This window comes from Sphingosinicella xenopeptidilytica (genome assembly GCF_042676985.1).
GTDB classification, from domain to species: domain Bacteria; phylum Pseudomonadota; class Alphaproteobacteria; order Sphingomonadales; family Sphingomonadaceae; genus Sphingosinicella; species Sphingosinicella xenopeptidilytica.
This window is the reverse complement of sequence record NZ_JBHTIK010000002.1, coordinates 308,732-330,822: the sequence shown is the minus strand read 5'-3', so window position 1 is coordinate 330,822 and position 22,091 is coordinate 308,732. Positions and strand designations below refer to the sequence as shown.

The 22,091-nt window shown below is 65.3% G+C and carries 21 protein-coding genes; 13 read left to right on the top strand and 8 right to left on the bottom strand.

What is annotated here, in order from left to right; translation table 11 throughout:
- Window position 1: 1 nt before the first annotated feature.
- Together ACFQ00_RS04455 and ACFQ00_RS04450 are read right to left on the bottom strand one after the other, a co-directional pair.
- On the bottom strand, window positions 2-1,138 hold the full coding sequence (locus tag ACFQ00_RS04455; protein ID WP_381486790.1) for an acyl-CoA dehydrogenase family protein: 1,137 nt from the start codon (window positions 1,136-1,138) through the stop codon (window positions 2-4).
- A 9-nt stretch (window positions 1,139-1,147) separates the two neighbouring features.
- A complete protein-coding gene (locus ACFQ00_RS04450; protein WP_381486788.1) occupies window positions 1,148-2,335 on the bottom strand; it encodes an acyl-CoA dehydrogenase family protein in 1,188 nt (395 codons plus the stop codon).
- 103 nt (window positions 2,336-2,438) lie between these two features.
- On the opposite strand from ACFQ00_RS04450, the gene lgt reads away from it, so the two are divergent.
- The 7 genes from lgt (at window position 2,439) to ACFQ00_RS04415 (ending at window position 8,981) form a co-directional block, all read left to right on the top strand.
- Entirely contained in the window at window positions 2,439-3,278 is an 840-nt protein-coding gene (gene lgt, locus ACFQ00_RS04445; RefSeq protein WP_381486785.1) for a prolipoprotein diacylglyceryl transferase, read from the top strand.
- Window positions 3,275-4,285: a class I SAM-dependent methyltransferase gene (locus ACFQ00_RS04440; RefSeq protein WP_381486782.1), complete on the top strand. Its 1,011-nt coding sequence runs from the start codon at window positions 3,275-3,277 to the stop codon at window positions 4,283-4,285. The genes lgt and ACFQ00_RS04440 overlap by 4 nt, the downstream gene beginning before the upstream one ends.
- Window positions 4,282-4,806 carry a GNAT family N-acetyltransferase gene (locus ACFQ00_RS04435; RefSeq protein ID WP_381486779.1) on the top strand — a complete coding sequence of 175 codons (525 nt, stop codon included), beginning with the start codon at window positions 4,282-4,284 and terminating at the stop codon, window positions 4,804-4,806. Before ACFQ00_RS04440 ends, ACFQ00_RS04435 begins: the two co-directional genes overlap by 4 nt.
- Complete coding sequence (gene pgeF / locus ACFQ00_RS04430; protein WP_381486776.1) at window positions 4,803-5,567, top strand: peptidoglycan editing factor PgeF; 765 nt, start codon at window positions 4,803-4,805, stop codon at window positions 5,565-5,567. Before ACFQ00_RS04435 ends, pgeF begins: the two co-directional genes overlap by 4 nt.
- A gap of 101 nt (window positions 5,568-5,668) precedes the next feature.
- Window positions 5,669-6,601, top strand: coding sequence for a ribose-phosphate pyrophosphokinase (locus tag ACFQ00_RS04425; RefSeq protein WP_121052045.1), 933 nt, complete (start codon window positions 5,669-5,671; stop codon window positions 6,599-6,601).
- Window position 6,602: 1 nt separating this feature from the next.
- A complete protein-coding gene (locus ACFQ00_RS04420) occupies window positions 6,603-7,169 on the top strand; it encodes a DNA-3-methyladenine glycosylase I (protein WP_381486772.1) in 567 nt (188 codons plus the stop codon).
- An 18-nt stretch (window positions 7,170-7,187) separates the two neighbouring features.
- Entirely contained in the window at window positions 7,188-8,981 is a 1,794-nt protein-coding gene (locus tag ACFQ00_RS04415) for an ABCB family ABC transporter ATP-binding protein/permease (protein ID WP_381486769.1), read from the top strand.
- Here ACFQ00_RS04415 and ACFQ00_RS04410 read toward each other — a convergent pair whose 3' ends face one another.
- On the bottom strand, window positions 8,982-9,779 hold the full coding sequence (locus tag ACFQ00_RS04410) for a PEP-CTERM sorting domain-containing protein (protein ID WP_381486766.1): 798 nt from the start codon (window positions 9,777-9,779) through the stop codon (window positions 8,982-8,984).
- A gap of 259 nt (window positions 9,780-10,038) precedes the next feature.
- On the opposite strand from ACFQ00_RS04410, the gene ACFQ00_RS04405 reads away from it, so the two are divergent.
- Together ACFQ00_RS04405 and ACFQ00_RS04400 are read left to right on the top strand one after the other, a co-directional pair.
- On the top strand, window positions 10,039-10,524 hold the full coding sequence (locus ACFQ00_RS04405) for a pyridoxamine 5'-phosphate oxidase family protein (protein ID WP_381486763.1): 486 nt from the start codon (window positions 10,039-10,041) through the stop codon (window positions 10,522-10,524).
- Between the two features lie 64 nt (window positions 10,525-10,588).
- Entirely contained in the window at window positions 10,589-11,368 is a 780-nt protein-coding gene (locus ACFQ00_RS04400; protein ID WP_381486761.1) for a hypothetical protein, read from the top strand.
- A gap of 4 nt (window positions 11,369-11,372) precedes the next feature.
- Here the strand turns inward: ACFQ00_RS04400 and ACFQ00_RS04395 are convergent, their stop codons facing one another.
- Together ACFQ00_RS04395 and ACFQ00_RS04390 are read right to left on the bottom strand one after the other, a co-directional pair.
- Window positions 11,373-12,857, bottom strand: coding sequence for a replicative DNA helicase (locus ACFQ00_RS04395; protein ID WP_381486758.1), 1,485 nt, complete (start codon window positions 12,855-12,857; stop codon window positions 11,373-11,375).
- 170 nt (window positions 12,858-13,027) lie between these two features.
- The gene (locus ACFQ00_RS04390) at window positions 13,028-15,349 is read right to left on the bottom strand and encodes a patatin-like protein (RefSeq protein ID WP_381486755.1); all 2,322 of its coding nucleotides are present in this window, start codon (window positions 15,347-15,349) and stop codon (window positions 13,028-13,030) included.
- Between the two features lie 108 nt (window positions 15,350-15,457).
- On the opposite strand from ACFQ00_RS04390, the gene ACFQ00_RS04385 reads away from it, so the two are divergent.
- Window positions 15,458-15,889, top strand: coding sequence for an MAPEG family protein (locus ACFQ00_RS04385; protein ID WP_381486753.1), 432 nt, complete (start codon window positions 15,458-15,460; stop codon window positions 15,887-15,889).
- A gap of 10 nt (window positions 15,890-15,899) precedes the next feature.
- On the opposite strand, the gene cysS is transcribed toward ACFQ00_RS04385, so the two are convergent.
- The 3 genes from cysS to radA are packed head-to-tail and all read right to left on the bottom strand — an operon-like array spanning window position 15,900 to window position 19,360.
- On the bottom strand, window positions 15,900-17,279 hold the full coding sequence (cysS, locus tag ACFQ00_RS04380; protein WP_381486750.1) for a cysteine--tRNA ligase: 1,380 nt from the start codon (window positions 17,277-17,279) through the stop codon (window positions 15,900-15,902).
- 42 nt (window positions 17,280-17,321) lie between these two features.
- Window positions 17,322-17,957, bottom strand: coding sequence for a CvpA family protein (locus tag ACFQ00_RS04375; protein ID WP_381486748.1), 636 nt, complete (start codon window positions 17,955-17,957; stop codon window positions 17,322-17,324).
- A 17-nt stretch (window positions 17,958-17,974) separates the two neighbouring features.
- Entirely contained in the window at window positions 17,975-19,360 is a 1,386-nt protein-coding gene (radA, locus tag ACFQ00_RS04370) for a DNA repair protein RadA (protein WP_381486745.1), read from the bottom strand.
- A gap of 158 nt (window positions 19,361-19,518) precedes the next feature.
- Here radA and alr point away from each other — a divergent pair, with 158 nt between their 5' ends.
- The 3 genes from alr to ACFQ00_RS04355 are packed head-to-tail and all read left to right on the top strand — an operon-like array spanning window position 19,519 to window position 22,078.
- A complete protein-coding gene (gene alr, locus ACFQ00_RS04365) occupies window positions 19,519-20,541 on the top strand; it encodes an alanine racemase (RefSeq protein ID WP_381486742.1) in 1,023 nt (340 codons plus the stop codon).
- Complete coding sequence (locus ACFQ00_RS04360) at window positions 20,538-21,323, top strand: MlaE family ABC transporter permease (protein WP_381486739.1); 786 nt, start codon at window positions 20,538-20,540, stop codon at window positions 21,321-21,323. The genes alr and ACFQ00_RS04360 overlap by 4 nt, the downstream gene beginning before the upstream one ends.
- Window positions 21,320-22,078, top strand: coding sequence for an ABC transporter ATP-binding protein (locus ACFQ00_RS04355; protein ID WP_381486736.1), 759 nt, complete (start codon window positions 21,320-21,322; stop codon window positions 22,076-22,078). The genes ACFQ00_RS04360 and ACFQ00_RS04355 overlap by 4 nt, the downstream gene beginning before the upstream one ends.
- Window positions 22,079-22,091 lie beyond the last annotated feature (13 nt).

Here is a 22,091-nt window from a genome sequence, read left to right as displayed (position 1 = left end):
TTCAGTACCCTAGCATACGCGCGAGACGATCGCCATGAAACGACAGGTCGCCGAAACTGGTTTCGGCGGCGCGGGCGCGCTTCATGAAGAAGCCGATGTCGAATTCGTCGGTCATGCCGATGCCGCCGTGCATTTGCACGCCTTCGTTGGTCGCAAGCCGCACTACCGCGCCCGCCTTCGCCTTGGCGAGGCTGGCGTAAAGCGGCGCATCCTTGTCGCCTGCATCTAGCGCCTGCGCGGCCTTGAGCGTCGCCGACTTCGCCAGCTCGATCTCGCAATAGAGCTGTGCGGCACGGTGCTGGAGCGCCTGGAAGCTGCCGATCTTGCGGCCGAACTGCTCGCGTTCCTTGAGGTAGCCGACCGTCATCGAAAAGCTCTGCGCCGACACACCCACCATCTCGGCGGCAAGGCAGGTGCGCCCGGCATCGAGCACGCGGTCGAGGATCGCCGCGCCTTCGCCGACTGCGCCGATCACGTCCGCTCCGTCCACCTGTACGCCGTCGAAACGGATATCGGCAGCGTTGCGGCTGTCGACCGTGGCGGTGCGCTTCACCGCGACGCCCGCCGACTTCGGATCGACAAGGAACAAGGTGATGCCGTCACGGTCCCCATCCTCACCCGAGGTCCGCGCCGCAACGATCAGCCGGTCTGCCACATGCCCGTCGAGAACGAAGGTCTTGGCGCCGGTGATGCGGAAACCGTTCCCGGCCGCCTCTGCACGTGTACGGATCAGATGCGGCGAGTGGCGCGACGCCTCGTCGCTCGCGAGCGCCAGCAGAAGATCGCCCGCCGCGAGCTTCGGCAGCAGCGCCGCCTGCTGATCCTCGCTCGCACCGGCGAGTGCCGTCGCACCGAGCACGGCAGTCGAAAGGAACGGCGACAGCGACAGGTTCCGCCCCACCGCTTCCTGGATGAGGTTCGCCGCAACGAGCCCAAGCCCGCTGCCGCCGTGGGCTTCGGGCACGAGCACGCCCGCAAAGCCCATCTCCGCCATCTTCTTCCACAGATCGCGCGAGAAGCCGGTCGTATCGCCCGCATCGCGCAGCCTGCGAAGCTCCGAAACCGGCGCTTCGGATGCGAAGAAGCCATCCGCCGCCTCGCGGATCATCGCCTGTTCGTCATTGAGAACCAGTGCCATCTTCACCCCTTACGCATCGGGCAGCGCGAGCACGCGCTTGGCGATGATGCCCAGCTGCACTTCCGCCGTACCGCCCTCGATCGAGTTTGCGCGCGAACGCAGCCAGGCCTTCGCCATGTCGCCGTCGTGTGCACCCTCGCCGTCCCACAGCAGCCCGTCGCTACCGAACACGCTCATCAGCAGTTCTTGCCGCGACTTGTTCAGTTCGGAACCGACGTGCTTCAGCATCGAGGAGAGGTGGCCGATGTCCTGCCCCGCCTTCGCCTCGTCCTTCACGCGTTCCATCGTGAGCGCGAAGCACAGCGTATCGATGTCGTGCCGCGCAAGATCCACACGCAGCCCCTCGTCGGCGAGCGCACCGTCCGCTCGCGTGCCGACGCGCTTCTTCGCGATCTGCGCTGCCGTATCGCGCCCTCCGGAGCCGAAATCGGCGCCGATCGAGCTGCGTTCGTGGGTGAGCAGATACTTGGCGATCGACCAGCCCTTGCCGCGCGTGCCGACGAGATTTTCCTTCGGCACCTTCACGTTGTCGAAGAAGGTCTGGCAGAACGGCGAATAGCCGCTGATCAGCTTGATCGGCGAGGTCGAAACACCTTCGGACGCCATGTCGAACAGGAGGAAACTGATACCCTCATGCTTCGAGGCATCAGGCTCGGTGCGGACGAGGCAGAAGATCCAATCAGCCTGATCGGCATAGCTCGTCCAGATCTTGGAGCCGTTCACCAACCAGTGGTCGCCCTTATCCTCGGCCTTTGTCTTCAGCGAGGCGAGGTCGGAACCCGCGCCCGGCTCCGAATAGCCCTGGCACCAGCGAATCTCGCCGCGCACGATCTTCGGGATGTGCTCCTTTTTCTGTGCCTCATTGCCGTATTTCAGCAACGCCGGCCCCAGCATCCAGATGCCGAACGAAGAGAGCGGCGGACGCGCATGGATGCGCCGCATTTCCTCGGCGAGCACCTTGGCTTCCTCGGCGGAAAGCCCGCCGCCGCCATATTCCTTCGGCCATTCCGGCACCGTCCAGCCGCGCGCCGCCATGCGCTCCAGCCACAGCCGCTGCGCATCGTTCTTGAAGCGGACATTGCGCCCGCCCCAGCAGACATCGGCCTCTTCCAGAACCCTCTCGCGCATCTCCGGTGGGCAATTCGCCTCCAGCCATGCACGTGTTTCGCCGCGAAACTCTTCCAGCGGCTCGGCCATAGGCCAAAACCCTCCCCGCATCCGATTGCCTTATGCTCTCCCGGCACTATGGTGCGCGGCGTCCACAGGGGCAATCCCGTCGTTTTTGAGGGCAGACAGCCGTATGTTCGCAATCGAGGCCGCGCTCACCTACCCCAGCATCGATCCGGTCTGGTTCCACATCCCCCTGCCCTTCACCGAAACCCGGCTGCCGATCCGCTGGTACAGCCTCGCCTATATCGGCGGCATCGTCGTCGCATGGTGGTATCTCTTGAAGATGCTGGCAAAACCCGGCGCCCCGATGGCGCGGCGCCACGCCGACGATCTCGTCACCTGGGTCACGCTCGGCATCATCCTCGGCGGCCGTGTCGGCTATGTGCTGTTCTACGATTACGCACGCTTTTTCGGCTCCGAAGGTCACATCACCGACGTGTTCAAGCTGTGGGAAGGCGGCATGTCGTTCCACGGCGGCGCGGCGGGCGTTTCAATCGCACTTCTCATCTACACATGGCAGCAGAAACTGAGCTGGCTACGTGTGCACGATTATATCGCCTGCACCATCCCGTTCGGCCTGTTCTTCGGGCGCATCGCCAACTTCATCAACGGAGAGCTTTGGGGCCGTGCGACGGACGTGCCGTGGGCGATGAAATTCCCCAGCGGCGGCGATGTGCTCCGCCACCCGAGCCAGCTCTATGAGGCGGGGCTTGAAGGCATCGTTCTGTTCGCCATCCTCTGGTATCTCTTCTGGAAGACCGACGCCCGCTACAAGCCCGGCCTTCTCGTCGGCACGTTCATGCTCGGCTACGGCGTGTTCCGCTTCATCGTCGAATATTTCCGCGAGCCCGATGCCCAGCTCGGCACGCTGTCGTGGGGTCTTACCATGGGCCAGACGCTGTCGAGCGCGATGATCGTCGCCGGCGTTTATTTCGTCGCCACGGCGGGGCGGCGCGCGCTCGCGAAATGACGCCGCTCGGGCGCAGGCTCGCCGCGGAGATTGCAGAGCGCGGCCCGATCGGCGTGGACCGCTACATGGCGGAATGCGTCGCGGCCTACTACGCGGGACGCGATCCGTTCGGGCGCGGCGGCGATTTCACGACCGCGCCGGAAATCAGCCAGATGTTCGGCGAGATCATCGGCCTGTGGATGGCGGACCTGTGGGACCGCGCCGGACGGCCCGCCCGCGTGAACCTCGTCGAACTCGGCCCGGGACGGGGCACGCTGATGGCAGACCTGCTGCGCGCCGCGCGCGCGCTGCCAGCCTTCGCCGAAGCGATCCGCGTGCATTTCGTGGAAACGAGCCCCGCCCTGCGCGCGGCGCAGGCTGAACGTGTACCGGCAGCCGCATGGCACGATGATCTGGCAGAGGTGCCGCAAGGCGCACCGCTGCTCGTCGTCGCCAATGAATTCTTCGATGCCCTTCCCATCCGGCAGGAGGTACGCGTGGATGGCGTCTGGCAGCAGCGGCGCATCGGCGTTTCGACGGATGCCTTCGTCTTCACCCCCGAAGGCGATGAGATCCGTGAAACGGCGCCCGCGCGCACCGAATACGCAGGCGCCCTCGCTTTCCGGATCGCGGCGGACGGCGGCGCGGCACTCCTCATCGACTACGGCTACGAAGGTCCCGCCGAGGGCGATTCCCTGCAGGCACTCGCAGCCCATGCCGCCGCCGATCCGCTCGCGGCACCGGGCGAGCACGATCTCACTGCACACGTGGACTTCGCCGCGCTTGCCGAGGCGGCGCGTGCGGCAGGCGCGCAGGTTTCGCCGCTGGCACTACAGGGCCCGTTCCTGCTCGCGCTCGGCATCGAAGCCCGCGTCGAGCGTCTTTCGCGCGGCCTCGACCCGGAAGCCCGCCATGCTATAGCGGGCGCGATACGGCGGCTTACCCTGCCGCAGGCCATGGGGAGCCTGTTCAAGGTGCTTGCATTCACACACACGGATTGGCCCGAACCGGCGGGCTTCGGCGCATGAGCGACATCGTTTTCCGCACGCCGACACCCGCCGATCTGCCCGCGCTCTGCGAACTCGGCCGCCAGACGTTCATCGAGACGTTCGGGCACCTTTACGCGAAGCACGATCTCGACCACTTCCTCGTAACCGTATTCGGCCCCGATGGGATGCCGGTGGAGTTTGCGGACCCGGCTTACGCCTTTCGCATCGCCGAGACCGACGGGCAGATGGTCGCATATTGCAAGCTCGGACCGCCCTACCTTCCCGTGGAGGACGACGGGCGCAGCAAGTGCGAGCTTCGCCAGCTGTACATCCTGAAGGCGTGGCACGGGCGCGGCATCGCGCAGCCCATGATGGCCTGGGCGCTCGAATGGGCGAATGCGGGCGGCTGGCAGGACATGTACCTCACCGTATGGTCCGAGAACTACCGGGCGCAGAAGGTCTACGAGAACTACGGCTTCGAGAAGGTCGGAGACTACCGTTTCATGGTGGGCGAGCAGGCCGATCACGATTTCATCTATCGCAAGGTGTTGCGTTCATGAATGTTACCGTCCTTCACACCGCAGCGCTGGACGGCCTCCCCCACGGCTTCCTTGGGCGTCGGGGCGGCGTTTCCCAAGGCGTCGTCGCCGGGCTCAACGTCGGGCTCGGCTCGCAGGACGACCGCGCCGCCATCGCAGAGAATCGTCGGCGTGCCGTGGAAGCCGTGCTGCCAGGCGCAAAGCTCGTGACGCTGCATCAGGTGCACAGCCCCGACACCATCACCGTGACCGCGCCGTATCCAGACGATGCTCGCCCGCACGCCGATGCGCTCGCAACGGCAAAGCCGGGCCTGCTGCTTGGCGTGCTGACGGCCGACTGCGCGCCCGTGTTGCTTGCCGACCGTGAGGCGGGCGTCGTCGGCGCCGCCCATGCCGGGTGGAAGGGTGCGCTCGGCGGCGTTACCGACAGTGTCGTCGCGGCAATGGAAAAGCTCGGCGCGCACCGGGAGCGCATCGCGGCGGCCGTCGGCCCCTGCATCGCACGCGCCTCCTACGAGGTCGACGAGGGCTTCTTCCGCCGCTTCTGCGAGGCGGATCCGGAAAACGAGCGCTTCTTCCTTGGTGGACGCGCCGGGCACCACCAGTTCGACCTCGAAGCCTATGTGGGCGCACGGCTCGCGGCGGCGGGCATCGGGCGCGTCGAACTGCTTGGCGAGGACACCTACGCAAACCCGGAGGCCTACTTCAGCTTCCGCCGCGCGACGCATCGGGGTGAGGCCGATTACGGCCGGCAGATCGCGCTGATCGGGCTTCCCGCCTGACCCCGCCTGCAACACAGATGTCATAGGCGTTGCCCGCGCCGCCTGCGGCGGCTAGTGAACCGACCGACTCGTCACCGCCACAAAACAGGGATTCGCGCGCCATGAAGCTGCTTGCGGGCAACAGCAACCTTCAGCTCGCGGGCGATATCGCCCGTTACCTCGACATGCCGCTGACGCAGGCGAGCGTTCGCCGCTTCGCGGACGAAGAGGTGTTCGTGGAGATCCACGAGAACGTACGCGGCGAAGACGTGTTCGTGGTCCAGTCGACCGCCTTCCCGGCGAACGACAACCTGATGGAGCTCCTGATCTGCATCGACGCGCTGAAGCGCGCGAGCGCGAAGCGCATCACCGCCGTCGTCCCCTACTTCGGCTATGCGCGGCAGGACCGGAAGCCCGGTCCGCGGACGCCCATCTCGGCGAAACTCGTCGCCAACCTCATCACTGTCGCGGGCGCCAACCGCGTGCTTTCGGTCGATCTGCACGCTGGGCAGATCCAAGGCTTCTTCGACATCCCGACCGACAACCTCTACGCCGCCCCCGTGATGAGCGATGACATCCTCGCCCGTTACGGCTCGGAGAACATGATGGTCGTATCGCCCGACGTCGGCGGCGTGGTGCGCGCCCGCGCGCTTGCCAAGCGCCTCGACAACGCCCCGCTCGCCATCGTCGACAAGCGCCGCGAACGCGCCGGCGAATCCGAGGTGATGAACATCATCGGCGACGTCGAGGGCCGCTTCTGCATCCTCGTCGACGACATCGTCGATTCGGCAGGCACGCTCTGCAACGCTGCCGCCGCACTCCGCGCCGCGGGCGCGAAGGCCGTCGTCGCCTATTGTACCCACGGCGTGCTCTCGGGCGGCGCCGTCGCCCGCGTCGAGGGGTCGGAGCTGATGGAGCTCGTCATCACCGACTCGATCTCGCGCCCCGAAATCGCGAACGCGAAGAAGCTGCGTCAGCTGACGATCGCCCCGCTGCTCGGCGAGGCCGTCCGCCGCATCGCCGACGAATCGTCCGTCTCCAGCCTGTTCGACTAGGATGGACGCGCGGCCCCGCTGTTTCGGCAACAGTCCGGGCAAGGACTTCTACGCGCATTACCACGACGACGAGTGGGGCGTTCCCGTCCACAACGACCGCACGCTGTTCGAGATGCTGATCCTCGAAGGCGCGCAGGCCGGGCTCAGTTGGGAAACCGTACTGAAAAAGCGCGAAGGCTACCGCGCCGCTTTCCACGATTTCGATCCCGCCCGCGTCGCCGCAATGACCGACGCCGAGCTTGAAGCGGTGCTCGCCACGGGGAACATCGTCCGCAATCGCCTGAAGGTCTGGTCCGCGCGCCGCAACGCCGCCGTGTTCCTCGAGATGCAGCGCCAGCACGGCAGCTTCGATGCGTGGCTCTGGGCCTTCGTGGACGGAAAACCCCTCGTGAACCGCCCCAAAAGCTTCAAGGACGTCTCCGCTTCCACCCCGCTCAGCGACGCCATTTCAAAGGCGCTGAAGAAGGCGGGCATGAACTTCGTCGGCTCGACGATCATCTACGCCTACATGCAGGCGGTCGGCCTTGTGGACGATCACGTGAGCACCTGCTGGAAGGCGCCGGCCTGAGCGCCTATCTGTAAGGGCATGACCGTCTCCAAGCAGCATCCGCTGCGCCGCTTCCTCCCTTACCTCTGGCCCGCCGACAAGCCGGGCCTCAAGGTGCGCGTCGTCGCCGCGCTCATCCTCGTGCTCATCGCCAAGGCGACGATGCTGATCATGCCGTTCGCCTACAAGGGCGTGATCGATTCGATGGCGACGCCCACGAACGAGGGCTTCCTGCTCGGCGTCGGGCTCGTGTTCGCCTATGCGGCGGCACGGTTCGGCGGCGTGCTGTTCGACAATGTGCGCAACGTCATTTTCGAACGCGTAGGCCAAGTCGCCGGCGCCGATCTCGCGTCCGAGGTCTTCGCGCGCATCCACGAACTCAGCCTGCGCTTCCACCTCGAACGCCGCACCGGCGCACTCACGCGCATCATCGAGCGCGGCACCAAGAGCGTCGACACGATGCTCTACTTCCTCGCGTTCAACATCGCGCCGACAATCATAGAACTCATCGCCGTCTGCGTGATCTTCCAGATCAAGATGGGCTTCGAGATCGTCGCGGCGACGCTCGTGATCGTCGCGCTTTACATCTGGTTCACGCGGCGCGTGACGGAATGGCGGAGCGAACTTCGCCGCCGCATGGTGGATACCGACAACCGCACAACGCAGCGCGCGGTGGACTCGCTCCTCAACTACGAAACGGTGAAATACTACAGCGCGGAAACGCTGGAGCGGGACCGCTACCGCCAGTCCCTCACCGCCTATGCGAACGCCGCGATCAAGAGCGAGAACTCACTCGCCGCGCTCAACATCGGCCAGTCGCTGATCACCAATATCATGATGGCCGGCGCGATGGCCTATACGGTGTGGGGCTGGAACCAGGGCCGGTTCACTGTGGGCGACGTGGTGCTCGTCAACACGCTGCTCATGCAGCTGTTCCGCCCGCTCGATATGCTCGGCTGGGTGTACCGCGAGATCAAGCAGGGCCTCATCGACATGGAAGCCATGTTCGGCCTGCTCGATACCGAGGCCGAGATTGCCGACAAACCGGGCGCCCCGCCGCTTTCCGTTGTGGCGGGCGAAGTGCGCTTCGAGACTGTCGATTTCGGCTACGATCCCGAACGGCAGATCCTGCACGGCGTCAGCTTTGCGATTCCGGCCGGGGACACGGTTGCTGTCGTCGGCGAATCCGGCGCGGGCAAGTCGACACTCTCCCGCATCCTCTATCGCTTCTACGACATCCAGGCCGGGCGCGTGACGATCGACGGGCAGGATATCCGCGCGGTGACGCAGGCGAGCGTCCGTGCCGCGATCGGCATCGTCCCGCAGGACACGGTGCTGTTCAACGACACGATCGGCTATAACATCGGCTACGGCCGCGCGGGCGCCATGCAGGCGGAGATCGAAGCCGCCGCGCGGCAGGCGCAGATCCACGACTTCATCGTCTCGCTGCCGCAGGGCTACGACACGGTCGTCGGCGAGCGCGGCCTCAAGCTCTCAGGCGGCGAGAAGCAGCGCGTCGCCATCGCGCGCACGATCCTCAAAGATCCACCCATCCTGATCCTCGACGAGGCGACGAGCGCGCTCGACAGCCGCACCGAGGCCGCAATTCAGGATGCGCTCTCTGACGTTTCGGCCCGGCGCACGACCCTCGTCATCGCGCACCGTCTCTCCACCATCGTCGATGCCGACGAGATCCTCGTGATGGACAAGGGCCGCATCGCCGAACGCGGCCGCCACGACGATCTGCTCGCCAAGGATGGCCTCTACGCTGAGATGTGGACCCGCCAGCAGGCGGAGGATGCGGCTCCGACCGAGGCCAGAGCCGCCGAATAGTCAGGCTGCGCGGCGGCGACGCAGCGCGAGAGCAGCGAGACCCAGACCGAAGAGGCCGAGCACCGCCGGTTCCGGCGTCTCCACATCATCGAGATAGATGTAATTGAAATTGAGATTGATGCCGTTGAACGACATTTGCGGAAGTGCCCGCATTTCAGCAGCGCTGGTCGGCGCGCCATGCGTGAACCGCAGCGTCACAAGTTTCGAGGGCGAGGTTTCGATGAGCCTGCCGAGATCAGGAAAATCATCCCCATCAAGAAGAAGGGGCAGGGCCGGCAAGAGCACCCCTTCGAGAAAACTCAGCTGAAACAGCGAAATGAAAACATTCTCACCCAGATCACGATCGAACGCGACCTCGCGCACCAGCTCGGAACCATCGAAGTACGCGCCGCCAGCGGCACTGAACTGATCCGTCGCGCGTGTCCCGCTGATCGCATTGTCGAGCAGGAAGGTCTGCCGCAGGCTCGCCGGGCTGTTGCCAATGGTCAAAGGCGCAAAGCCGGGACCGAAGATGACCGCGCCAAACTCGATGAGCGAACCTCGGAACGAAACGGTTTCCCCGATCGAAGGCGCCGGCAGTGGTGTCGTTATCTTGGTGCCGGCATCCGGGTCGATGATCCAGTACGCCGCGAAATCGGAGAAGTTGGCGATCGGTGCAGCGAAATCCGGCGGCGTGGAGCCGGGAGGTGTCGGCGCCTGTACCAACTGGCCAAAGGTGATAATCTGAATCGGCGCGGCCTGCGCAGCACTTGCTGCGGCCAGAGTGAAGGCCGTAGCGGCAACCAGAACTGATTTCATGCAAACCCCCGACTGCATTTTTCCTGTTAACCACAACCAAGCAACGCATGTGCCAATGGCGGTTATCAGCCATTTTCTGGTACCCACTGACACCAATGTGTAAAGGCCGGCGACAGTCGCCAGCTTGTCGCTGACTATGATTGCCGGCTGGAAGCGCACCACATGGCGCGTACGAAGCCCGTTTCATCGGTGATCGCGTCGCTCTACGGGAACTGCGCCATAGCCTGCCTGTTCGCCACCCATGACTGGGAGAAACGACATGGCAAACGAAGCCGAAATGGAAGCCAAATTCTGGAAGGCCCTGAAATCAGACCGCACGATGATGATCGGCCTGAATGGGGTGGAGGACGGCCATACGCGTCCGATGACCGCGCTGGTTGAGGACGAACGAAACCCGATCTGGTTTTTCACAGCGCGCGACAATGCGCTGGCTCGGGCACTCGATACCGGACATCGTGCGATCGCCTCATTCGCAGCAAAGGGCCATGATCTGTTTGCGACCGTTCACGGCACGCTTTGGCTGGACAATGATAAATCCGTGATCGAGCGGCTTTGGAACCCCTTCATCGCCGCTTGGTACGAAGGTGGAAAGACCGATCCGAAACTTGCCTTGCTTCGGCTGGATACGGATTACGCGGAGATCTGGCTTAACGAGAACAGCCTGTTCGCCAGCGTAAAGCTGTTGTTCGGGATCGACCCGAAAGAGGACTATAAAGACAAGGTTGCCGAAGTTAACCTGAATTAGGAACGGCAATTGTCGCCTGAGCATCCGGCCTGTAAATTGCCGTTCGATCCGCTTGGAGAATGCGATGCTCATGCGTACTGCCGCAATTGTTCTGGTGTCCTTGGCGTTCGCCGGATGCGATGCGCCAAAGGCCGAAAAAGCGGATGCCGCGGCGCAAACGAACGCGGCCGCTCTCGGGACGGATACTTCGATTCCCGCGAGCGACCTCCTCGTGAAACGCGAAACGGCCGAACTGGATTTCCTTTGGCGCGCGCCGCCCGAGCTTGCCGAAGCGCCGACGCTGCTCGAAACGCTTCGCGCCCAGGCGCTGGCGAGCGCGGAAGAGATGCAGGCGGGCGCGGTGGAGGACATGAAGCTGCGGCCGGCGGACGCGCCGAAGATATCCCATTTCTTCGTGCAGGACTGGACGGTTGCGGCCGACACTCCCGCCCTGCTGAACGTTCGTGCCGATATCTCGATGTACACGGGCGGCGCGCACCCCAACCACGGCTTCGCGGTCAAATACTGGGACAAGGCCGAGCGCCGCGAAATGAGCTTCAGCGATCTCTTCACAGACTGGCCCGCAGCCGAAAAGCTGCTCACCCCCGCTTATTGCACCGCGCTCGATGCGGAGCGCGTTTCGCGGCGCGGCGCGATCGAAAATGGTATGTTCGACGACTGCCCACCGATCGGCGAGCAGCCGGTGGCGGTGGTGTCGTGGCCGGGGCAGGACATCTCGGGTTTCCGCGTGCTGCTCGCCCCCTATGTGGCGGGGCCATACGCTGAGGGCGATTTCGAGATCGATGTGCCGATGGCGGACGCGCTTCGCGCCCTTATCAAACCGCAATATCTGAAGGCGAAATAGGCGCTTATTCGTAGTCCCGTTCCGGGAGGTGCGCGTCGTCGGCAAGATCGCTGAAGCGCGTGTGGATGGCTTCGAAATGCAGATCGACGATGCCCGTGGAGCCGTGACGCTGCTTCGCCACGATCACCTCGGCGCGCCCCCGGATGGTGATGCCGCGCTCCATCCACTTCTCGAACTTCTCGGTACCGTCCTCGGGCTTTTTCTGGGCGTGGTAATATTCGTCGCGATAGACGAACAGCACGATGTCGGCGTCCTGCTCGATAGTGCCGGATTCGCGAAGGTCGGCGAGCTGGGGCCTTTTGTCCTCGCGCTGCTCGACGGCACGTGAAAGCTGTGACAGCGCGATCACCGGCACGTTCAGTTCCTTGGCGAGTGTTTTCAGACCGCGCGTGATTTCCGAGATTTCATTCACGCGGTTGTCGTTCGCCTGCCGGCTGCTGCCTTGCAGAAGCTGGAGATAATCGACCACGATGAGCCCCACACCCTTCTGCCGCTTGAGGCGCCGCGCGCGCGAACGCATCGCCGCGATGGTGAGGCCGGGAGTGTCGTCGATATAGAGCGGCAAATCCTGCAACGCGGCGGACGCGCGCACCAGATCACGAAACTGTGCCTGGTTGATCTTGCCCATGCGTAGGTCTTCGGAGCTGATCCGCGCCTGCTCGGCAAGGATACGCGTCGCGAGCTGGTCGGCCGACATTTCGAGGCTGAAGAACGCGACACCTGCACCGCTCGTCTTGTCGATCTGGTCGGCACGGTCCTTCATCAGCCGTTCGGCGGCCGAAAAGGCAATGTTGGTGGCGAGCGCGGTTTTGCCCATCGCGGGGCGCCCGGCAAGGATGATGAGGTCAGACCGATGCAAACCACCGATTTTGGTGTTGAGCGCATTGAGGCCCGTGGTGATGCCGGAAAGATGCCCGCCCGATTGCTTGGCGCGCTCCGCCATCTGCACGGCGAGCGTCGCGGACTGGGCGAAGCTCTTCACAGAGTTCGAGACCTCGCCTTCTTCGGCAACCTTGTAGAGCGCGAGTTCTGCCTGCTGAATCTGATCGTGCGGGTTCACGTCCTGCGAGGTGTCGGCCGCGCTCACCACCATCTCACGCCCAACGCGCACGAGTTCGCGCAGCAACGCGAGATCATAAATCTGCGCCGCAAAGTCCTTCGCGGCGATCAGCGCGGCGGATTGCTCAGTGAGCTGGGCGAGGTACGCCGGGCCGCCAAGCTCGGCGAGCGCGGGGTGCTCGGCGAATAGCGGCCGCAGCGTCACCGGGGTCGCGAGCATGGCGCGATCGACGAGCTTCAGGATCGCCGCATAAATCTCGCCATGAACCGGCTCGAAGAAATGCTCGGGGCGCAGCTTCAGCTGTACGTCCTCGGCAAGCCGGTTGTCGATCATCATGGCGCCGAGCAGCGCCGCCTCCGCATCAAGGTTGTGCGGAAGAGTCAGCGAGTCAGCGGCAGGAGCCGGTACGGCGCGAAGCGGTGTCAGCATAGGCGCACTATACAGGAGATTGTGCGCGACGTCGCAAGCCTATCGGCGAAATATACGTCGGGGCGGTTCTGTGGATAAGCTGCGCCCCGCCCCTCCCGACTTCGCTCGGGGTGGTGACTGTTTAAGCTTAACCCCTTGTCATTCCGAGTGAAGTCGAACGCTGCACAGATCTACCCGATCTCCTTGCGCAGTTCTTCGATCAGGTCCGGGATGGCCCCCAGCCGCGCCTCCTCGGCATCGAGGATGGCGTGGAAGGCCCGTTTCTTGATGCCTGTCACGAACCCGGCGTCGAGGCGTTTGCCTTCGGGAAGCGCCGAAACGACAATGTCGATCACGCGGTCGACACCGTGAAGGCGTCCCCACAGATAGTCGTTTTCGCGGTAGGCGCGGCTGAAGAAGGCGCCGAAACTGTTGAACTTGATGCCTTTCAGCGTCGCCAGCGCGCCGCCTTCGCGGATCGCGCGCGCGTCGTCCGGCGAGATGCGGTCCACCTTGATCTCGTCGAACTCGTCGAGCCCCTCGCCCTGCAGCAGCGGGAAGGTGGCGATGTCGTAGAAGGGAAAGCCGAGATAGGCCTTCAGGAGCTGGGCGCGAAGGTCCGGCGCCGTGCAGTCCGTGATGATCGCGGCAAGACGGGCATCGCCGAGTGCGTCGAAATCAGTGAGGCCAAGCGCCTCGCCATAGGCCTCGATCACGGGCACCGCGTCCTCGTTCGCAAAGGCTGCGGGATCGCGCACCCACGGGCCGTAGAAGGCGAGCCGGCGCCGATCGAGATAGGGCGCGAGCAGTTCATACAGCGAGGCCTTGAGTGCCTCGACCTTCTGCAGGTCTTCTGGGCCGCCCGCATCACCCCACTCATTGACGCGGCGGACGATGAAGCGCAGCCGACGAACGCGGAAGCCGAGGTCGTAACGGCGGAGGAACTGCACGAAGAGGTCGGCGTCGGCATCCTTCGGGCGCGTCGTCTGCGTCACGCGGTCCATGCCGCTGCGCCGGATGTGCCGCCACACCTCCTTGCGGACGCGCTCTGCGACATCGCGTTCGTGCCCGCCGAGATCGGCGAACAGCCGCGCCATCTCCTCAACGATCTGGCTGAGCTTCAGGTGCGCATAGGAGGGATAGGTGAAGCCGGCGCGCAGCACGGCCTCGGCATTCGCCTGCGCGCGCCATTGCTGGAGCTTGGCGGGCGACACTTTCGCGCGCAGCTGGCGGCGGCCGATCGCGTCTTCGATCGCCTCGTCGACGGTGGCGCGTATGCCCTCGACCACATGGCTGAGGCGGCGGACGCGCGCGGACAGGCCGGCGAGGTGATCGAGATCGTCGCGGATCGGCTGTTCGCGCGGAATGTCGGAGAGCGAGCGCAGGATCGTCGAGAAGAAGCCGGGGGGCTTCGAAGCATCCATGCGCGTGCCGATGCTGCGGATGCCGGGCTTCGGATCGATGTAGACGAAGCGTCGGTCGATCTCACGATGCGCCGGGCGCTGGCGAAGAGCGGCAATGGCCGGCGCGAACGGCGCGTTGTTGAGGATGCTGCCATCGAGCAGCACCGCGTGCGACGGATCGAGACCACTCGTCGCGCGGTGCGGAAACACGCGCGACAGGAAGGCCGTGCGCTCCGGCCAGGGCTTGCCGTCCTTCGCCAGTACCCGGTCGAGCTCGCTCGGCTGGAACGGTGGGAAGGCCCCGGGGAAGGAGGCCGTTGCCCGCGCCGCGAAGGTGAGCGAAGGGATGTCGGCGAGAGTCCGCTCCGCGCCACGCTCGCTCGAATCGCGGAAGGTGATGAGCTTCCGGTGCTCCACCTCCATCACCTCTTCGGGGCTGTGGAGGCGCAGGCGCTCCGGGTAGCCGTGATAGTCGGTGACGGTGACGAACAGATCGAGCGGCTGGCCGGGCGGCAGCAGCGGCGAGGCCGCCTTCGTCTCCGCCATCGCCTCGAACGCGCCCATCAGCAGCTCGGTGAAGTGCTCGCCCGAGAACGGCGGCTCGAACCAGCGCGAGCGGATGAAGCGCGAAACCTTGATGCGCAGTTCCTCGCGCGCGCCCTTCTCGACGATCTCGTCGAGCGGGTCGATCTGCCCGCGCGCCATCCACAGCAGCGGCCGCGCATAGAACTTGCTCCAGCGCGATTTGGGTACCGCCTCGGGATCGAGAAGTTCGTCGGCATCCGCCTTGTCGAGCCAGAGGTCGGCGAGCGGGGCGAGGCTCTGCCCCGTGGAGATCGCCTGCGCGAGGAAGATACCATTGATCCCGCCCGCCGATGCGCCCGCAACGATATCGACGAGCACGCGCAGGCGGACGTGTTTGCCGATCTCGTCGAGCAGATCGTGATAAACGGGTTCCGTATCCCCGCCCGGCAGCTCCGGATCGGCATCGTGCCAGCTGCGGCTGGCGCGCAGCAGCTTCCAGATCTCCTGCGTGATGCCATGCATATAAACGGCAAGGCTGATGCCGCCGTAGCAGACGAGCGCCAGCCGAAGCTCTTTCTCACGCATAGGCGGACCATATCGGCCCGGACTCGCCCTGTCGACCGTGAGGGTTGCGCTTGGGCTCCCGAAAGCGCAGCATCCACGCTGGGAGATACAACAGGGGGAGGATCGCCCATGACCTTGAACAGCAACGTGATTTCGATGCTGCAGACCATCGTCGCGATGGGGCTGCTCAATCTCGTGATGTTCGTCTGGATGTACGCAACGCGCATTCCCGCGATGAACCAGGCGAAGATCGATCCGCAATCGGCGCAGCACCCGGGTTCGCTGAACACGCTGCCGAGCGAAGCGCGGCGGGTGGCCGACAACTACAACCACCTCTTCGAGGCGCCGACGATCTTTTACGCGATGGTCATCGCCATCGTCCTCCTCGGCCACGCCGACCAGTGGCACGTGCTCTGCGCATGGGCCTACGTGATCCTGCGCGCGCTCCATTCGCTGGTGCAGGCGACGTTCAACCGCGTGATGCTCCGCTTCGCGCTGTTCGGCCTCTCTTGGGTGGCGCTCGGCATCATGATCGTCCGCGAGGTCGCGGCGCTCTACTGAGCGCCGCGCCTCAAGCGCGCCGCCAGACCGTCGTCCCGTCGGGCTTGTCCTCGAGCAGGATACCCTCCGCCTTCAATTGATCGCGGATACGGTCGGCCTCGGCCCAGTTCTTCGCGGCTTTAGCGGCGGCGCGGGCATCTATCCGCATTTCGATCTCGTCACCAGATGACAGCGCGATGGAGCCCATGCTGGTTTCGACGATCATTGGTTCAGGTCGAACGCGACCAAACCATGCATCCGGGGAATGCGAAAGTATCCCGAGCATACGAGCACCTCGCCAGAGGCGTTCAAGTTTGCGGCTGTTCGCAAACTCGGACAAAATGGCAATAGCGGCCGGAGTGTTGAGGTCGTCGGCTAGCACTGCTTCAACTTCAACATCGCCAACGGCGTCAACCTGTTCATCTTCCAACAAGCGATACCAGCGATCCAGCATCGCCTTCGCTTGCTCGATCAACCGGTCGTTCCAATCCAGCGGCTGCCGATAATGCGCCATCAACAGCGCTAACCGCAGCGTCTCGCCCCTGTGGCCTTGCTTCAGCAGTTCGCCCACCGTCACCACGTTGCCGAGTGACTTCGACATCTTCTCCTTGTCCATGGAGAGGAAGCCGTTGTGCATCCAGATCTTCGCGAGCGGTGCGCCGTCGTGGGCGCAGCGGCTTTGCGCGCATTCGTTTTCGTGGTGCGGGAACTGGAGGTCTAGGCCGCCGGCGTGGATGTCGATGGTGGTGCCGAGGTGCGCCTCGATCATCGCCGAGCATTCGATGTGCCAGCCGGGGCGCCCGCGACCCCAGGGCGAAGGCCAGCCCGGCTGGTCCGCCGCGCTCGGCTTCCACAGCACGAAGTCGCCGGGGTTCTTCTTGTAAGGCGCCACCTCGACACGCGCGCCGGCGATCATCTCGTCCATCGGGCGGCGCGAGAGCGTGCCGTAGTCGGCATCCTTCGTGATGTCGAACAGTGCATGGCCATCAGCCGCATAGGCCGCGCCCTTCTCGATCAGTGCCGCGATCATCGCGACCATCTGTTCGACATGCTCCGTGGCGCGCGGCTCGTACGTCGGCCGCTGCACGCCAAGCGCACCCATGTCGGCGCGGTAGAAATCCTCGTAGCGCTTGGTGATCGTCTCGATCGGCACGTCCTCGGACTCAGCGGCCGCCATGATCTTGTCGTCGATGTCCGTAAAGTTCCGCGCGTAGTGGACGGCATTCTCGCCGTAAGTATGGCGGAGCAGTCGGAACAGCACGTCGAACACCACCGCGGGCCGAGCGTTGCCGATGTGCGCGCGATTGTAGACCGTGGGGCCGCACACATACATCGTCACCCGGTTCGGATCGGCGGGTGTGAAGACGTCCTTCTGGCGCGTCAGCGTGTTGTAGAGGCGAATTTCGGTCATGGCCGCGCCCCTAGCGCGAATCCGGCGCGAAGGAAACTCCGGCTAAATCTCGGTGCCGCTCGAATCGTCCAACAGATCGTCGAGCGCGTCGCGCTCTTCGTGGGTGTAGCCCTCGCCACCACTCGTATCGCTGTAGTGCTGATCTTCGGGGGCGGTGCGCGGCCTGTCGTCGCCGAGCCCCAGCCCCTCCTGCCGGTCTTCGGCATAGTCGATGATCGCGCGGCTGGTGATGTCGAGCAGCGGCTCCGTTTTCGCGGCGAGCAGCCATTCCGGCAGCTTCTCGTTCCCGCCCCAGATGAGCGCGTGGCCGCGCGTGACGACGAGAAAGACGAGGCTGACGACGATGAGCCCCTTCACGGCGCCGAAGCCGAGCCCGAGCACGCGGTCGATCGGCCCGATGACCGAGCGCTTGGTGCGATCGCCGAGCAGCCGCCCGACGAGGCGGAAGATGAAGAAGGTGCCGAAGAAGATGACGAGGAAGGCGATCGCCGCCGCCGCGACCTCGCTGCCGACCATTCCCGCCGCGATCAGCTTGCCCGCCGGGTAGAAGAGCTTGAGCGCCACGACCGCCGCGACCCATGCGAGCAGCGTGAGAATCTCGGTGACGAAACCCCGGATCGCGCCGAGCGCGGCAAGCGCGCCCACGATGAGCAGAACGACGATGTCGAACCCGGTCATGTCCATATTTCGCGGCCCTAATCGGAGCCGCAGAGGTGGTCAACAAGCCCCGACAAATGTTTGAAGCCTGTGGCTTTCATACCATTGGGCACGCCGTCTCCCTTTGCGGTCGCGCCGCCCGGCAGGAAGGCGCGCTCGAAGCCGAGCTTCTGCGCTTCCTTGAGCCGGAGCCCGAGGTGCGGCGCGGCGCGAACCTCGCCCGAAAGCGCGATTTCGCCGAGCGCCACCGTATCGAGCCGGATCGGCCGCTCCGCCATTGCCGAGGCGAGCGCGGCGGCAACGGCAAGGTCCGCCGCCGGGTCCGACACACGCAGGCCTCCCGCGATGTTGAGATAAACCTCGCACGTCGAGAAATTGAGCCCGCAGCGCGCCTCCAGCACCGCAAGGATCATCGCGAGCCGCCCCGAATCCCAGCCGACCACCGCGCGGCGCGGCGTCGCGCCCGAAGGCAGGCGCACGACGAGCGCCTGCACCTCCACCATCACCGGCCGCGTGCCCTCGATCGCGGGGAACACCACCGATCCCGGCACCGGCGCCTCGCGCTGCGTGAGGAACAGCGACGACGGGTTCGAGACCTCTTCGAGGCCGAGCGCGCCCATCGCGAACACACCGATCTCGTCGGTGCCGCCGAAGCGGTTCTTCACGGCGCGGAGGATGCGGTACTGGTGCGAGCGCTCGCCTTCGAAATAGAGCACGGTATCGACCATGTGTTCGAGCACGCGCGGCCCCGCGATCTGCCCGTCCTTCGTCACATGCCCGACAAGCACCACCGCCGCGCCTTCGGACTTCGCATAGCGGATCAGCTCCTGCGCGGCGGCGCGCACCTGGCTCACCGTGCCCGGCGCGCCCTCCAGCATGTCCGAATGCATGGTCTGGATCGAATCGATGATGAGGAGATCGGGCGCGGTCCGCTCCGCGAGCGTGGTCAATATATCGCGCACCGAGGTAACGCTGGCGAGCGCCACGTCGGCCTTGCCGAGCCCCAGCCGCTGCGCGCGCAGCCGCACCTGATCCGCCGCCTCCTCGCCCGAGAGGTACACGATGCGCCGCCCCGCCATCGCCATCTTGCCCGCCACCTGCAAAAGCAGCGTCGATTTGCCGATGCCCGGATCGCCGCCGATCAGGATCGCGCTGCCCGGCACCACGCCGCCGCCGAGCGTGCGGTCGAGTTCCGCGATACCCGTCGGCAGCCTCGGCGGCAGCGGCGTATCCTCATCCAGCGATTGCAGGCGAAACGCCGCACCGCCGCGCGAAAGCGATTGCTTCGCCGAGAACGGCGTCACCACCGCGCCCGCATCCTCGACGATACTGTTCCACTCCTTGCACTCGCCGCACTGCCCCGCCCAGCGCGGGCTCACCGCGCCGCACGCCTGACAGACAAACTGGGTTTTCAGCCGCGCCATTCAACACCCAAGATCAAGAACATAAAAAGAACATATCGATCGCCCACACGAAACACAACTCCCTCTCCCCGCCGGGGAGAGGGTTGGGGAGAGGGGATACCCGGCACCCCCAACAGGCATTTGCGCATCCCGCCTGCCCCCGCTATCCGTCCTCACACATGATCCCGCCGTCTCCTCTCCGCCTCCGCATCGACCTCGACGCACTTGCCGCCAACTGGAGGCAACTCCGCGCGCTCGCGGGCGTGGATACGGGCGCCGCCGTAAAGGCGAACGGCTACGGCCTCGGCGCGAAGGCCGTGACGGACCGGCTTTATGTCGAAGGCTGCCGGACGGTCTATGTCTCCAACTGGCAGGAGGCCGCGGCGCTTGCGGGACGCGCGCCCGACCTGCGCGTGAAGGTGCTGCACGGCATCGATGCCGCCGATCTCCCCGCCGCGCTCTCCATCGACGCGGACCCCGTGCTCGGCAGCCCGGAGCAGGTGGCGCTGTGGCGCGCGCACGGCCAGGGTCGGCGCTGCGACATCATGGTGGACACCGGCATGAACCGCCTCGGCTTCGATTGGCGCGGCTTCTGCACCGAAATGTTCGCGGGGATGGATGTGGACACTGTTCACTCACACCTCGCCTGCGCCGACACGCCGGAGCATCCGCTGAACGGGCTGCAGCGCGATCGCTTTGAAGAGGTGGTCGTAGCGCTCGGCATACGCGGCGCGCTTGCGAACACCGCGGGCATCTTCCTTGGGCTCGACTACGCCTTCGGCCATGTGCGCCCCGGCATCGGGCTTTATGGCGGCAGCGCGGGGTTGCACCAGGTCGTGTTTCCCACCGCGCGCGTCATCCAGTGCCGCGACGTGCCCGCCGGGGACGCCGCAGGCTACGGCGCGACGTGGACAGCGCCGCGCGACAGCCGCCTCGCCGTGCTCAACCTGGGCTATGCGGACGGGTATCTGAGGGGCTTTTCCAACACAGGTGCGGCCCTTGTCGGCGGCAAGCGGGCGCCGGTCGTGGGGCGCGTGTCGATGGACATGATCATCATCGACATCACGGACACCCATGCGGTCGCACCCGGAGACTGGGTGGACATCCCCTACAACCTCGCCGAAGCCGCCGCGCAGTCCGGGATTTCCGAGTATGAGTTGCTGACTGGGCTCGGCGCCCGCTATGAGCGCGTCTACACATGAACGCACTCGTCAACTTCTTCGCCCGCCCGGGCCGCGCCACGCTCGGCGCACTCGCCAGCATCGGGCGGGTCGCGCTGTTCACGCTGCGCGCACTCGGCGCCGCCGTACGTCCGCCTTATTATTTCGGCCGCCTCATCGAGCAGATGCTGATCATCGGCTGGTTCTCGCTGCCGGTCGTCGGCCTCACCGCCGTTTTCACCGGTGCGGCGCTCGCGCAGCAGATTTTCGTCGGCGGCAGCCGCTTCAACGCGGAAAGCACGGTGCCCGCCGTCACCGTCATCGCCATCGTGCGCGAACTCGGCCCGGTGCTCGGCGGGCTGATGGTGGCGGGGCGCGTCTCCTCCGCGATGGCGGCCGAACTCGGCACGATGCGCGTCACCGAGCAGATCGATGCGCTTACGACGCTGCGCACCGATCCGTTCCAGTATCTGATCGCACCGCGGCTCATTGCCGCCGTGATCGTGCTGCCGCTCCTCGTGCTCGTCTCGAACGCGCTCGGCGTGATGGGCGGCTTCCTGATCGGCACGCAGCGCCTCGGCTTCAACGTCACCTCCTACCTCGCCACGACGCGCCAGTATCTCGAGTGGGACGACGTCTCGTCGAGCCTCGTGAAGGCGGCGGTGTTCGGCTTCATCATCGCGATGATGGGCTGCTACCACGGCTTCCGCAGCATGGGCGGCGCGGCGGGCGTCGGCCGCTCGACGACGAACGCGGTGGTCAGTGCGTTCGTGCTCATCCTGCTCGCGAACCTCATCATCACCGTGCTGGTGTTCGGCACATGAAGGGCGGCAGCATTGAACTCATCGGGGTCCGCAAGGCGTTCGGGCCGAAGGTCGTGCTCGATCACATCGACCTGAAGGTGGAGCCGGGCGAATCGCTCGTCGTCATCGGCGGTTCGGGCACCGGCAAATCGGTGATGCTGAAATGCATTCTGGGCATCCTCCCCACGGACAGCGGCACGATCCGGCTGGATGGCACCGACCTCGCCTCGGCCTCTCGCGCGGACCGCACCGAACTGCGGAACCGCATCGGCATGTTGTTTCAGGGCGGCGCGCTGTTCGATTCGCTGCCCGTGTGGCGCAACATCACCTTCGGGCTGACGCGCGGCCGCGCGACGAACGCGAAGGCAATGCACGCGAAGGCGGTCGAGCTGCTCGCGAAGGTCGGCCTCGATGCGCCGGTCGCGGACTTGAAGCCCTCCGAGCTTTCGGGCGGGATGCAGAAGCGCGTCGCGCTCGCCCGCGCCATTGCGGCGGAGCCCGAGATCATCTTCTTCGATGAGCCGACCACGGGCCTCGATCCGATCCGCGCCGACACCATCAACCGGCTGATCCGCAGTCTCGTCACGGACCTCGGCGTTACCGCCGTCACCATCACGCACGACATGGCGAGCGTGCGCCGCATCGCCGACCGCATCGCCATGCTGAAGGACGGGCGCATCCACTGGGAAGGCAAGGTCGCCGACCTCGAAAACAGCGGCAACGACTATGTCGACCGCTTCGTCCACGGCCGCGCCGACGACGGCGAGACTGGATAGCGGCGCCTCGCCG